This window comes from Bradyrhizobium diazoefficiens (assembly GCF_016612535.1).
Classification (GTDB): Bacteria; Pseudomonadota; Alphaproteobacteria; order Rhizobiales; family Xanthobacteraceae; genus Bradyrhizobium; species Bradyrhizobium diazoefficiens_C.
Window position 1 is genome coordinate 3,024,054 of record NZ_JAENXS010000002.1, and the last position, 12,885, is coordinate 3,036,938.

Below are 12,885 nucleotides of genomic sequence, written 5' to 3' on the forward strand. Positions count from 1 at the left end.
GATCACAACTGTGATTGTCAAGCGAGAGAATTGCTGACGGCGCATGCAAACCACTCCATAGTTCGACGGGCTACGTTGCCAGTCGGAGCCACTCCGCGATGCTGGGCCCAAATTCGCCGGCAAGGCATTCAGCAACCGTCTCCGCTGTTGCGGCCGACAGGGTCCAGCCCAGGTGGCCATGACCGGTGTTGTAGAAGACGCCCGGAATCCTGCCCTTGCCGACCCGCGGCATCATGTTCGGCATCATCGGGCGCAGCCCGGCCCAGGGCACGACGCGGTTGGTGTCGACAGAGGGGAACAGCGCTCGCGTCCAGTCAACCAGCGGCTTGATGCGGTCCTGGCGTATGTCGCGGTTTACGCCGTTGAACTCTGCCGTTCCGGCGACGCGAAAGCGCGCAGCACCCAACCGGCTGGTAACGATCTTGGCGCCATCATCGAGCAGGCTGACCCAGGGCGCCCCTTTCTGGCTCCGCTCGTCGTCGAGGTGCACGGTGATCGAATAGCCCTTTACAGGGTAGATGTTCAACCGATCGCCCAGCATCGCCGCGAGATCGCGGCTTGCGGAACCGGCGCATATCACGACACTGTCTGCATCAATCTCGTCGACATGCGCACCGCCTGTAGGCGCATCACGCAAATATTGGATGCGGAGAATGTCGTCGCGAGCGATCCGCCTCACGGTGGCGTCAAAGACGAAGCGCACGCCACGCCGCTCGCATGCCTTGGCGAGACCGCAAACGAACTTGTGGATGTCGCCGGTGGAATCCGACGGGGTATAGAAGCCTCCGAAGAAATCGCCATGCAGCGTCGGCTCGATCGACTTCACCTCTGTGGCCGTCACTGGACGACGGTCCAGCCCCCCTTCCACGAGCATGGCATTGACCTTCAGCGCGTGTTGGAAACTCTGCTTGTCCCGATAGAAGTGAAGGATGCCGCGACGCTCGTGGTCGAATTCGATGCCTTCGCGCTCGGCAATGGCGAAGAGATGCTTGCGCGCGGCGATGGCGAGCCGTGTGGTCTCAATTGTGTTGTCGCGATAGTTCTTGATGTTGAAGATGAATTCGCCAAGCCAGGCATATTTGTGCCAGCTCGGCGCCGGATTCATGAGGAGCGGTGCATCGCGCCTCAACATCCACTTCACCCCCTTGATGATGGTCGACCAGCTATTCCAGACCTCCGCATTGCTTGCGGAAAGCTGGCCGCCATTGGCGAACGAAGTCTCCATGGCCGCATAACGCTGACGCTCGATCACCGTGACGGAATAGCCGCGGTTGAGAAGGGCATAGGCGGTGGTGACGCCGGTGATACCGGCGCCGACGACGACAACATGTGGCATTTCGTTCTCCGCGATCAAAGTTGGGAAGCGGGCCGAGGCCCGCGGCTGTCCCCAATCTGTCGCTGTACCTGAGAGATTGACCGCGACGGCTCGGCCGGCACGGCGGTCCCCTTCGGTGGGCACTCGAAGTGCCACTCTCCAGATCGTTCAGCTGCATGGTCACTTTTGCCTGAGAGTTTCCTGGGGGTTGCTCCTTCGGCGCCGGCCAACACCGTCACGACGGCGACCGATCTCTCCCATGCAGCCTGTTGAACGCGATAGGTTCTTCTCTCTTGTGCCTCCGCAACTGGAGCCGGCCGGTCAATTGCCGACGTCGTAAAGCGTCGTGGTCGTCTCGACGGCTTCGTCATGCAAACCAGCGCGCTCGACCGCCGCCGCGGCGAGTTGCCGGGCTTTGCGCCGAATCTGCGCCTCGTCGACTCCCTGCACCTTGCCGTCGACATATGACGGCTTCCCGTCGACCCAGGTCTGCACGATCGAAGCGGTCGATGCGGAGAATACCAGAGCCTGCAGGGGGTCGTAGAACGGCGTCCATTCGACGTGGTCCAGGTCGAAGAGGACGAAATCGGCCTTCTTGCCGATTTCCAGCGAACCGATCTCGTCGTCCCACATCAACGCCTTTGCACCTTCGATGGTCGCGGCGCGCAGTGCTTGTCGTGCGGTGAAGATGTCCGGTTGCAGGCGGGCGTCCTTGAACATGCCGGCGACGAGCAGCATTTGCCGCATGAGGTTCATGTTGCCGGCGGCTGACACGCCATCGGTGCCGAGGCCGACCTTGACGCCGGCCTTCACCATCTCCGGGTATTTTCCGATCGCGGTTGCTCCCTTCCCCAGCTTGAATGACGAGCATGGGCAGAAGGCGACGCTGGCGCCACGCTCGGCGAGCAGACGGACCTCTGCGTCGGAAACGGCCGCGCCGTGGGCGATCACCAGGTTCTTTCCGATGCCCCCGGCCCGATCGATGCGGGTGATGGGCCAGCAGCCATATTTCCTCTCGCAAACCTTTGCCTCTTCGATCGAGGTCGCGAGATGATAGGTGGTGCCGACGCCCAGCTTCTCAGCCAGTTTGACCGCTCCAACGTGGAGTTCCAGGCTGCACGGTTCCTTGCCTTCGATATTGACCCAGCAACGCGCACGGCCGTCGAGGGCGCCGTTGTAGCGGAGGACACAATCCTCGAGCACCTTGAGTGCCGCCTCGGCATTCGGGAAGAAATGATGATCCACCATTTCCTTGGTCCAGCCGCGGGGGAGCTCGGGCGGAGGATTGTCGGCGGCGTGCCGCCCGGTGATGCCGCGAATGCCGACGTTTTCCATCGCGCGAATGACGATGCCGGGATCGTATTGCGAGCCCATGTCGAGAAAACACGTGGTGCCACACCGCAGCATCTCGGTGATGCCCAGCAGCGCGCCCCAATATTCGTCCTCTTCGGTGATGTGGGCGTAAAACGGCTTGGCCCAGTGGAACACCCAGGCGCGGGTATTGAGGTTGTCAGGAAATACCGCGCGCGACAGCGTCTCCGAAAGATGAACGTGGCTGTCAACGAAGCCCGGACAGATACCGAGCATCTTGCCATCGATCACCTTGTCGAAACCGACCTTCTTTTGCCGCGCGGCCACGTCATCGGCTGGACCGATATCCGCGATACGGTCGTCTTCGACGACGAGGCTCGCGTTGCGCACGACCGTGTCGTTCTCGTCGACCGTGAAAACAAAGTTCAAGTCCTTGATCAGCGTGCGCATGCCTTTTCACCCACTACTCTGACATCACGATCGCCCCGCCGGCGCACCGCGCCGGGAGGCCGGGCGATGTCGAGCGATCTTCAAACGAGCGAAACAGCTCGTCCCCTTGGAGCCTCCGTCAGGCGACGGCAGCCCTGCGCACGGCCCCGCTCCTCTTGGCCGTACCCACGGGAATCAGCCGGTCGGTGTCGGCGTAGTCGGAAAGCAGTTCCGATCCATTGGCCGTCACCAGCAGCATATCCTTGTTCTGCATTCCGAAGCCATGGCCGGTGTCGTAGCAAAGCGGCTCGAAACCGAGCACCATGTTCTCCTCGAGCGGAGCGTCGGTGCCCGGCTTGCCCAGCACCGGCGTCAGTCCGAGATAGGGATCTTCGTGCAGGTGCAGGCCAATGCCGTGCCCCACGAACGAGATCGGCGGCAGATCGAGCTTGGCGAGCTTCGCAATGAACGCATCGTAGATATTACGACAGCTCGCACCCGGCTTCACTTTCTCCATGATCTCGTATTTGCATTCGACCAGATGCGCCCAGATCTTCTCGGCCATGGGCGGCGCCTCGCCGACGATCGCCGTACGGCAGACGCCGGCCTGATACCCATCGATCACGGAAAAGATCTCCACCCGGCAGACGTCCCCACGCTTCAAGATGCGCTCCGACGGGCCGACGTTCGGCAAGACGCTGCGCTCGCCGGTCGCCACGATCATCAGCTTGAAGTGATCGGCGCCCAGAGTATAGACATTGCGCGTCAAGTGGCCGGCGATGTCCATTTCGGAATTGCCCTCGTCGACCACGGCGAGCGTGTCGGTGATGGCCTGGTCGGCAATGCGGGAAAGCCTGCGCAAGAGCGCAATCTCCTCCGAAGTCTTGATCTGACGGAGCCGCGCCAGGATCGGCTCGGCGCGCTCGAACTTCGCGGCCGGCATGGCCGCGAGCAAACGGGCAAAATCACCCGCCGGCAGGTAATCCATTTCGAGTCCAATGCGACCGTGAGCAAGTCCGAGCCCCGCGAGCTGGTCGGCGAGCACAAGCATGGGATCGTCCGAGAATTCCGCCCAAATGCGCGTAGGCACGCCCGGCTGGCGACGTTTGATCGTCGATGCTTCCATATCGACGCCGAACAATGCCGTGCGGCCGTCGGCAGTGACGATGGTCATCGCATGGCGGTGACGGATGAGCGGTTGCGAGGGGACCACGAACCCCGCAGTGTACGAGAAATTTTCGGGCGACGAGCAGATGATGGCATCCAGCTCATGCTGAGACATTGACTTGACTTGTTTCGCGACGATTTCCGCCCGCATGACTGCTCCCTCTTTATCAAATTGTTTGCTGCGTGCTTAGTCCCGCACGCGGTACTTTTCGATTTTCTTCTGATCGACCTCGATACCCATGCCCGGTCCGGATGGAACGACGATTGCGCCATCCGCGACCTTCATCGGCTCGACTAGCAGGTCGTCCTTATAGTAGATGCCGGCGACCTGACCCTTCAGGAACTCCGCCGGCGTCGAAATCGGAATGACGCAAGACAGGGTCACCGCGGGTGAAGCTGCGGCGAGCTGGACGTTGGCGAGATTCCCGATTCCGGTCTCGATCGAGCCGTTGACGTTGCAGATGATGCCGGCTGCCCGGCACACCGCGCCGACCTCCATGGCCTTGTAGAGACCACCAGCCTTGGTCGTATAGATGGAGACGATCTGGATGCCGCCGGACCGAACGATCTGGATCGAATCGTGCGCATTCCAGGCTGACTCGTCGGCCATGACGGGCGCATCGATGCGGCGGCCAACCTCAGCAATGCGCTCGATGCCCATGACTGGCTGCTCGACATATTTTAGCCGATCCTTCTCCATCCTGCGAACGACCTGAACGGCCTCGCCGGGCGTCTTGTAGCCTTCGTTGGCGTCAACGCAGATTTCGACGGCATTGCCGGCGACCTCGCGCACGGCACCGACCATCGCAACGTCGCGATCCGGATCGACGCCGATCTTCACCTTGATGGTCCGCACCCCCTCCTGCACGAGCTTGGCAACCTCGAGGCGGGCCTCTTCGATCGAGATCAAGCCGATGGAATGCGTCACGGGCACGCGATCGCGCGCCCTGCCGCCGAGCAGGGTACTGACGGGGATATCGAGCCAACGACCGGCAAGGTCGTAGGCGGCGAATTCGACGGCGGCCTTGGAATAGGGGTAGCCCCTGATGACGGCGTCCATTCGCGCGTGCAGTTCGGCGATATTACCGAGCTCGACACCGACAATCGCAGGCGCCAGATAGGTGTCGATCACGACGCGCGTGATCACGGCGGATTCGCCGAAATACCGGCCGAACTCGCCACCCCAGTCCTTGAGTGCCGGCGCCTCGCCCCAACCCACGCGACCGTCGCTGTCGGTCATCTTAACGATGACATAGCGACCGATCACCTCGGTCAGACCTGCCCATTTGTGCTCTCGCCGGGTCGGCAGTTGGACAATCAATGTTTCGACGGATTTGATCGTGGGCAAATGGGCCTGCCTTATTCGTTTCAGTTTCGCACTCGGTTTGCTAGGTTAAAAGCCAAGATCATTTATCGTGATCACACTTTATGATCATAATGCTGGCCGGTCAAGTGGCGCGAGGCCGCGTGGCGGTGGGCGTCGAAGGCCCTACGGGGGCGGAGGAGAAAAGATTGACGATCGTCGAAGCAACGAACTACTTTGCCAAGCAGGGCCAAGCGTCGGCAGTGCTCGAGCAGCGCCGCCAGGCAACCCGCATCCGGTGCGAGCTCGGGCTCGACCCCGGCGAAATCCTCGTCCTGCGCGAAGGAAATGGGCCTGACGTCAGGTGGGAGTGTCGATTTCCCACTCGCGCAGCATACGACGCCGACATGGCAGCTCGAGCCGGCTCCGAGACGTTTATCCAAGCACGCCGGGTGATGCACACGCTGGTGGACCGGTTCGAGCGGCACGTCTATGAAGTGGACGAGAGCCGCTCACAGCGCCACGCATCTTAGCGTTAGCAAGGATACAGAGCGCCAGTGGCGCATCGATCTCCCCTCTTGCGATCATGAAGGGCCCGCTCGATCGGCGAACTATCGGAGATCCCGATAGTTTGCATTGAAAATGCCGATTTTTAAAACTGCTCTAATGGTGAGAGTTTCCTCCGACAGCCGTCCGACAGAACGGAGCAAAGAGGAGCCCATGTCATTCATCCAGAACACTTGGTACGCCGCGGCATGGTCGCGTGAAATCACACGCAGCTTGCTGTCACGAACGATCGCCAATGAAGGCATCGTCTTCTACCGCAAGGAAGCCGGCGATATCGCCGCCCTGACCGACCGGTGCCCGCATCGCTTCGTCCCGCTTCACCTCGGCAAGCTCAAAGGCGACATCGTCGAATGCGGCTATCACGGACTGTGCTTCGATCCGAGCGGCGCATGTACTCTCAATCCGCATGGCGATGGCGCGATCCCGAGGGCAGCCAAAGTCAAGAGCTACAAGGTCGTGGAGAAACACGATGTAGCCTGGATTTGGCTTGGAGACGCAAGCAAGGCGGACGAGTCTTTGATCGCGGACTTCAGTGTTTTGACCAACCCGAAGTTTCGGACGGTTAGCAGCTATCTTCACGTCCGGGCAAATTATCAGCTGGTGTCCGACAACCTGCTCGATTTGAGTCATGGGCAGTATCTTCACCCGATGTTCAAGAATGCGGAGGGGCCGCCCAAATTCGAGGCTGAAAAAGAACCGCAGCCCAACGAAGTTTGGGCAAGATTCTCGCGCCCTAATCAACTGCCGAACAAGTATTTTCAGATGCTGGGGTTTCCAAAGGATCAGCGAGGCGACCATCGCAACTTCATGCGGTGGAACGCTCCGTCGCTGCTTCTGCTCGACGTCGGCATGACCGGCGTCAACAGACCGGTAGAAGACGGCCTCTCAATTCCAACGTCTCACCTGCTCACGCCGGAAACAGAAACATCGACACACTACTTCTGGGCTATGTCGCGCGATTTCCGCCAGGATGAGGATGACCTCAGCCAGGAATTGCTAAGGGCCGGCGTGGCTCTGTTCGACGATGAAGACAAGCCCGTGATCGAGGCTCAGCAGCGCATGGTGAACACCCAGGACCTGATGTCGCTCAAACCGGTTCTTCTACAGACCGACGGCCCGGCAGTCAGGGCACGGCGGATCGTGGAGGCTCAGCTCAAAGCCGAGCAGCCGTAACGGCGCGCATTTGGCGGCCTGATCGCCAGACACCAGGCGACGCAGGGCTTCTCAGGCTACCCAGGTCGTAGGGTCGATCGTTTCCGCTGGCAGACCGGGCGTCTGCCCCTCCCTGACTTGGCCGCCGCATCAGAACGGCGGCTTTTTTTTTGCTCCCAGCGCGAAAACTCGCTGACCATGGCAATGGCAAGTCGTGGGAAGGTTCGTCAGACTCGATCTGACACCTCATTATCCGTGCCGATCGCGCCATACGCCTGGCAATGGCTCTCAGGCATCCTTTGCGAAGCACCTCAGCAGCGCGCCCCCTCGCCGGCGGATTGGCTCGAACTGGCTCCCTGGACGTCGCTAGACGTCGAGAACCAATTCCTCGGACAAAGACCGAGAACAACAGATCGCGATCCTATCGTTTCTTTGCTTCTCGGCGTCGGTCTGAAAGGAATCCCTGTGCTCAGGTCGGCCCGCGAGGACTCTCGTAAGGCACGTTCCGCATATTCCTTGCTCGCACGAAAGCTCGACGGAAACTCCATTCTCCTCGAGAACCGACGCGATCGATTTGTCACTGGGCACAACAAATCGTTGGCCGCTGCGTGAGGCCACAACCGTGAACGACGCTCCGCCCTTCACGTCGCCCGCGGAGAAGCTTTCGGTGTGAATTCTCTCCTCGAGGCAGCCGGCTTTTCTCGCGGCAGAGACGGCAAAGTCTATAAATCCTCTCGGTCCACATATGTAGATGCTCGTGCTGGAGCACACGCCATTAAGGTCCAACTCTGGCTGAAATCGCTGCTCAGCCGGCCCGTCGTCAACGTGGAGCCGAAATCGCGGTGCGAACGGCGAGGCCGAGATTTCATCGACGAAGGGCGCACGATCCTGGGTCCGAGAGCACAGGTGAAAGTCAAAATCGTTGCCGATTGCCTGAAGCCGATAGGCCATCGAGAGAAGCGGAGTGATTCCGATTCCCCCCGCCAGAAGTATCGCGCGTCCGCCATCTTCAAGGAGCCTGAAGTTGTTGCGCGGCCGCCCAATCTTGACGATCATTCCCTCACGAAAGGTCTCGTGAATCGCCCTGGATCCTCCTCTCGAGCCGGGGTCATTGAGTATTGCAAGTCTGTAATAGCCTGACTGGGAGAGGTCATTGCACACCGAATACTGGCGAACGATCTTATCCGAGACATGGACATCAACGTGCGATCCGGCAGAAGCACGCGGAAGTTCTCTTGAGGTCGCGGATTCGAGCTCGATGCTCATGATATCGCGGGCAACGTAATGCAGCCTGCGAATCCGCGCTTCCATCGTATGTTCTGGATCGATCATCGTTCCAATCCGGCGCATGCCATGAGCGACTGCCCGCCATCGCCGCAATCACTGCCTAAGGGCTGAATGTTATTCAATTCCAGAATGACCCGGAAATTGGTTTCTCGGAGCCCAACTATCGGCCAGATCGATAGTACAGCCGAACTCCTGCGGACAAATTGCTGCCCGCTGCCTTGGCAGCGAGCCTATGCGCCTCGAATGTCGGCTACGAGGCGTTCAACATCGACAAGCAAGCCAGCAGACTGCTTGCTGAGTTCTTCGGCCGAACGAGACACAAGTTGCGCCGCTGCGCCGGTTTCGCTTGCCATTCGATTGACGCGAACGATGTTATCCGAGACCTGGTTGGTGCCACGCGCCGCTTCCTGTATGTTACGGGCGATTTGGCCGGTCGCTATACCCTGTTGCTGAATAGCAGACGCGATAGCCACCGTGATCTCGTTGATCGAGACGATCGTGCTACCGATGCCCTCGATGGCCTCGACCGCCTCCGTGGTCGCCCCCTGCATGGCTTGTATCTGCGCGGAAATTGCCTCGGTTGCCTTCGCTGTTTGGCCGGCGAGCGACTTTACTTCATTTGCAACTACAGCAAAGCCGCTGCCAGCCTCTCCAGCGCGCGCGGCCTCTATGGTGGCGTTGAGGGCCAGAAGGTCGGTCTGACCGGCAATATTGGTGATCAATTTTACCACATCGCCGATCTTCTGGGCCGCGGCCGACAACCCATGCACAACCTCGTTGGTGCGTTTGGCTTCATCCATGGCCTGCGAAGCAATCGTTGTCGATTGATCCACCTGGCGACCGATCTCATGAACGGATGCGGAAAGCTGCTCTGTTGCGGCAGCGACTGTCTGCACATTGGCGGAGGTCTGCTCTGCGGCTACCGCGACAGTCGTCGCCTGTTTGGTCGCTTCCTCCGAGGAGGTCGACATGCGTTGGGAGGTCCTATGCATTTCGTGCGCAGCCTTGGCGAGCGTATCGAGCGATCTCCTGACCTCACCTTCGAATTCATCGGCCATCTTGGTGATGAACTGCCTCTTCTCAGCTTCGCTCTGCTGCCTCAGCTCATCCTGAGCGTGACGCAAACGAATAGTCTCGCTCATGCTCTGCTTGAAGACTTGGACGGATCTGGCCATTGCGCCAATCTCGTCCTTTCTGTCCTGAGCCGGAATTGTTACCTCGGTCGCTCCACTCGAGAGATCGCGCATCGCCGCCGTCATTGCGGCGATGGGGTTAGCCACGTTGCGACTGATCAGGAGGGATACTCCAGTCACGAGCACGAGAATGAAGAAGACGATCGCTCCCAGGCGGCGCGCTTCGGTCCAGAAGATTTGATCGATATCGTCGATATAGAGGGCGCTGGTCAGAACCCAGCCGTATATTGGCACTTCAGTGGCATAAGTCAGGGTTTGCACAGGGTCGCTGCCGCCAGGGCGTGGGAAGCTGAACGTGACGAAGCCGCCGCCGCGAGCAGCGGCTGCGACCGCTTCGCGAAAAAAATAGACGCCGTTTGAGTCCTTCGTTTGCGTCATATCTTTGCCCTCGACAGCTTGCTTGGGATGCACTTCGAGGATTCCTTGTTTGGTCGCGGCGTAGAAGGCGTTATCCTTGTCGTAACGCAGCATGCGAAGCAGCGCCCTCGATCGTTCACGCGCCTCCAGTTCTGACAGGCCGGCTTTACGCCCGGCTTGGTAGTCGGCTTCGATCGCGGTACGAGCGAGCAGAACCAACTCCTTCACCTTTGCCTTTCTATCCTCGAGTAAGCTGTCCTTCAGGCTGGACAGGCTGATGCCGGCCGTGCCGACCATCCCGAGAATAGACAACAAGACGACGATCAAAAGCTTGGTGGAGATGCGAAGAGATCCGAACATGTAACCATTCTTCCCGCTGGCAGAGCTGCGAGCCGGTGCGCAAGAGTTCGCAGTCGATGTGGCATACCGCACGTTCATTCGTGCCTGACTTGGGGGCTGGGCAACTATCCAAGGAGGAAATGTACGACGTTCACAACGCTTCGCCTCGGCGACGAGGCGCCATGCCGGTCAGCGCGATGAGGCGGCGGGACCGCAGCAGATGGTCGGATAGCTGTATCTATCGACCGCGGCCAACGACGTTGCGCAAGCTATTTCTTCAGCAGATCGTTGGTGTAGAAGTCTGTAACCGGTTTGTTCGGGTCGATGCTCTCGGTTGAGGACATCAATTTCAGCGCGTCCGAAATCGTTTTGTCGCCGATCCAGCCGGCCGGCCGACCCTTCTCGAAATTCAGCGTGGCTGACGTTGCAACTATCTGGGCTTTTATCAGCTCGTCGGACGGGGCCGCGCTCCAGGCGCCCTTCAGCGCCGCCGTCGCTGCAGCCGGGTCTGACCTGGTCAGTTCGATTGCCTCCTCGGTTGCAGAGAGGAAGCGCCTCAGCAAATCAGACTTTTCGGCAATTCCCTTGTCGCTGACCACGACAGCCAGCCCAGGTAGGCCGAGGCCGTACTTCGGCAAGTCCAGTACGGGAAATTTTGTCCCGGTGCGATCTTCGATAAGCGGCAGATCGACGTTTGTATATACGCTGACGAGATCAACGCGCCTTTGCATGAATTGCGGAAATCTCACCTGCGGGTCGACTTGAACCTTGTTGATCTTCTCGCAGCTTATTTTGTTGATCGTGCAGAATACGTCGAGATAGGTCGTGGCGGGGTCTCCGACCGAGATCGCAAGCGACTTGCCTTCCATCTGCGCAGGTGTCGTGATGGCTTTGTCCGGCCAGGAGATGAGGACGAATGGAGCTCGCTCCTGGTAGATCGCCGCGAGTTTGACCGGCATTCCTTTTTCGATCGCCGAAATGGCAAAGATCGCCGGAGCTATCACGACATCTTCGTTGCCGCGGACGAGGCCACCCAGCGCGGCTTGCGCACCTGCACCTTCGCCGAGAACGACGTCGATCCCCTTTTTTTGATAGAGGCCTCTCGCCTTGCCGAGATAGAGGAAGCCATACTCACCCTTGAGCTTCCAGCTGAACCTGACATTCACAGTGTCCAAAGCCTGAGCTGTGGTTGTCCAGGACAAGGCGGCAATCGAGACCGCAACTATCCCAAGAATTTGGCGCAGCTTCGACATAAGTCCCTCCTCTTGTCTCTGGGCAAGTGCCCGTCGTAGAAACCGAGCCGCCCCGGTATTTGATCTCGCATTGTGATCACAATTTTGTTAATGTCAAGCTGCCTGCGGGCTCGGGGACAGGCACAAACATCGCAGCCGGCAAATGCGCGTCGGGTACACTCGCGCCAAGGAAGGGAGCGAGGAGCTTCCTAGGCACCATGGAAACCTCGAAGAGAACACCCATGCGGTTCCGGCACCTCGACATGAATCTGCTCGTCGCCTTGGACGCGATCCTGACCCATCAAAACATATCGCGGGCGGCCGAGCGACTGCTGCTCAGCCAGTCGGCGACCAGCGGGATTCTATCAAGGTTGCGCCAGCACTTTGAAGACGAGTTGCTGGTTCGGAACGGCCGCCGAATGGCTCTCACCCCTCTCGCAGAGGAATTGGTGGCGCCGCTTCGCGCCATCCTGACCGAAACGGAAAAGCTCCTGGCCATGCGAAATTCGTTCGACCCGGCGACTTCCGACCGGCATTTTACAATCGCGTGCTCGGACTATGTCTGGGCAACCCTCATCGTCGATATCCTTGCCGAATTGCGCGCTGTCGCCCCCTCGGTGAATATATTCTACCAAGGTCCAAGCACCCGGTTTTTTCGTACCGAAATCGATTTCCTGATCGTTCCGGATCGATTCATGCTGGAAGATTGTCCGTTCGCCGCCCTTCCTTCGATCAGCTACGAATGTATCGTATGGAAGGATAACGAACGCGTCGGAGACAGCTTGACGCTCGAACAGTTTCTGGAGACGCGTCATGCGCAGGCCTATAGCGAGCGAGCGACGTTCATAGAGGCATGGTTCTTCAAGCAATTCGGCCGCGCTCCGCAGGCTGGGATAACAGCGCCAAGCTTCACCCTGCTTCCGCAAGCCCTTATCGGGACCCAGTTCCTCGCGCTCATCCCCGCCGACCTGGCGGATCGGGCAACGGCCACACTGCCAATAAGGAAAGTGGAAGCTCCCATATCTCTCCCCCTCATGACCGACGTTCTTCAGTGGCGCATCTCGCACGAACGGGATCCGGGGCTGCAGTGGCTGCGAACTCTTATCCTCGATGTCGCACATCGACGACGGAACTCTCGGCAGATCGGCTTTCCGGTTGCGGGGTGAAGATGCACGTGGCTTTGACCAGCGACACCGTTACGCCGAAAGCGCCACGCGATCAGGAGCCCTGCCG

At 59.6% G+C, this 12,885-nt stretch carries 10 protein-coding genes and 1 riboswitch; of the genes, 3 read left to right on the forward strand and 7 right to left on the reverse strand.

Going from position 1 to position 12,885, the window contains the following annotated elements; all coding sequences use genetic code 11:
• Positions 1 to 70: 70 nt before the first annotated feature.
• The 4 genes from JJE66_RS31000 to JJE66_RS31015 all read right to left on the reverse strand — a co-directional run bounded on the left by JJE66_RS31000 (position 71) and on the right by JJE66_RS31015 (position 5,570).
• The gene (locus tag JJE66_RS31000; protein WP_200518437.1) at positions 71 to 1,336 is read right to left on the reverse strand and encodes a D-amino acid dehydrogenase; all 1,266 of its coding nucleotides are present in this window, start codon (positions 1,334 to 1,336) and stop codon (positions 71 to 73) included.
• Positions 1,337 to 1,482: 146 nt separating this feature from the next.
• Positions 1,483 to 1,585, reverse strand: a riboswitch (glycine riboswitch).
• A gap of 51 nt (positions 1,586 to 1,636) precedes the next feature.
• A complete protein-coding gene (locus JJE66_RS31005; protein ID WP_200518446.1) occupies positions 1,637 to 3,076 on the reverse strand; it encodes an amidohydrolase family protein in 1,440 nt (479 codons plus the stop codon).
• Positions 3,077 to 3,194: 118 nt separating this feature from the next.
• Positions 3,195 to 4,337 carry a Xaa-Pro peptidase family protein gene (locus tag JJE66_RS31010; protein WP_246756603.1) on the reverse strand — a complete coding sequence of 381 codons (1,143 nt, stop codon included), beginning with the start codon at positions 4,335 to 4,337 and terminating at the stop codon, positions 3,195 to 3,197.
• A 72-nt stretch (positions 4,338 to 4,409) separates the two neighbouring features.
• Entirely contained in the window at positions 4,410 to 5,570 is a 1,161-nt protein-coding gene (locus JJE66_RS31015) for a mandelate racemase/muconate lactonizing enzyme family protein (protein WP_200518450.1), read from the reverse strand.
• Positions 5,571 to 5,734: 164 nt separating this feature from the next.
• On the opposite strand from JJE66_RS31015, the gene JJE66_RS31020 reads away from it, so the two are divergent.
• Positions 5,735 to 6,058: a hypothetical protein gene (locus JJE66_RS31020; protein WP_200518452.1), complete on the forward strand. Its 324-nt coding sequence runs from the start codon at positions 5,735 to 5,737 to the stop codon at positions 6,056 to 6,058.
• 187 nt (positions 6,059 to 6,245) lie between these two features.
• A complete protein-coding gene (locus JJE66_RS31025; RefSeq protein ID WP_200518454.1) occupies positions 6,246 to 7,265 on the forward strand; it encodes an aromatic ring-hydroxylating dioxygenase subunit alpha in 1,020 nt (339 codons plus the stop codon).
• 345 nt (positions 7,266 to 7,610) lie between these two features.
• Here JJE66_RS31025 and JJE66_RS31030 read toward each other — a convergent pair whose 3' ends face one another.
• From JJE66_RS31030 to JJE66_RS31040, 3 genes are all read right to left on the reverse strand, one after another.
• Positions 7,611 to 8,576: a PDR/VanB family oxidoreductase gene (locus tag JJE66_RS31030; protein ID WP_200518456.1), complete on the reverse strand. Its 966-nt coding sequence runs from the start codon at positions 8,574 to 8,576 to the stop codon at positions 7,611 to 7,613.
• A gap of 185 nt (positions 8,577 to 8,761) precedes the next feature.
• Positions 8,762 to 10,441 carry a methyl-accepting chemotaxis protein gene (locus JJE66_RS31035; protein WP_200518458.1) on the reverse strand — a complete coding sequence of 560 codons (1,680 nt, stop codon included), beginning with the start codon at positions 10,439 to 10,441 and terminating at the stop codon, positions 8,762 to 8,764.
• A 248-nt stretch (positions 10,442 to 10,689) separates the two neighbouring features.
• Positions 10,690 to 11,673: an ABC transporter substrate-binding protein gene (locus tag JJE66_RS31040; protein WP_200518460.1), complete on the reverse strand. Its 984-nt coding sequence runs from the start codon at positions 11,671 to 11,673 to the stop codon at positions 10,690 to 10,692.
• 221 nt (positions 11,674 to 11,894) lie between these two features.
• Here JJE66_RS31040 and JJE66_RS31045 point away from each other — a divergent pair, with 221 nt between their 5' ends.
• Positions 11,895 to 12,818: a LysR family transcriptional regulator gene (locus JJE66_RS31045; RefSeq protein ID WP_200518462.1), complete on the forward strand. Its 924-nt coding sequence runs from the start codon at positions 11,895 to 11,897 to the stop codon at positions 12,816 to 12,818.
• The last annotated feature ends 67 nt before the right edge of the window (positions 12,819 to 12,885 follow it).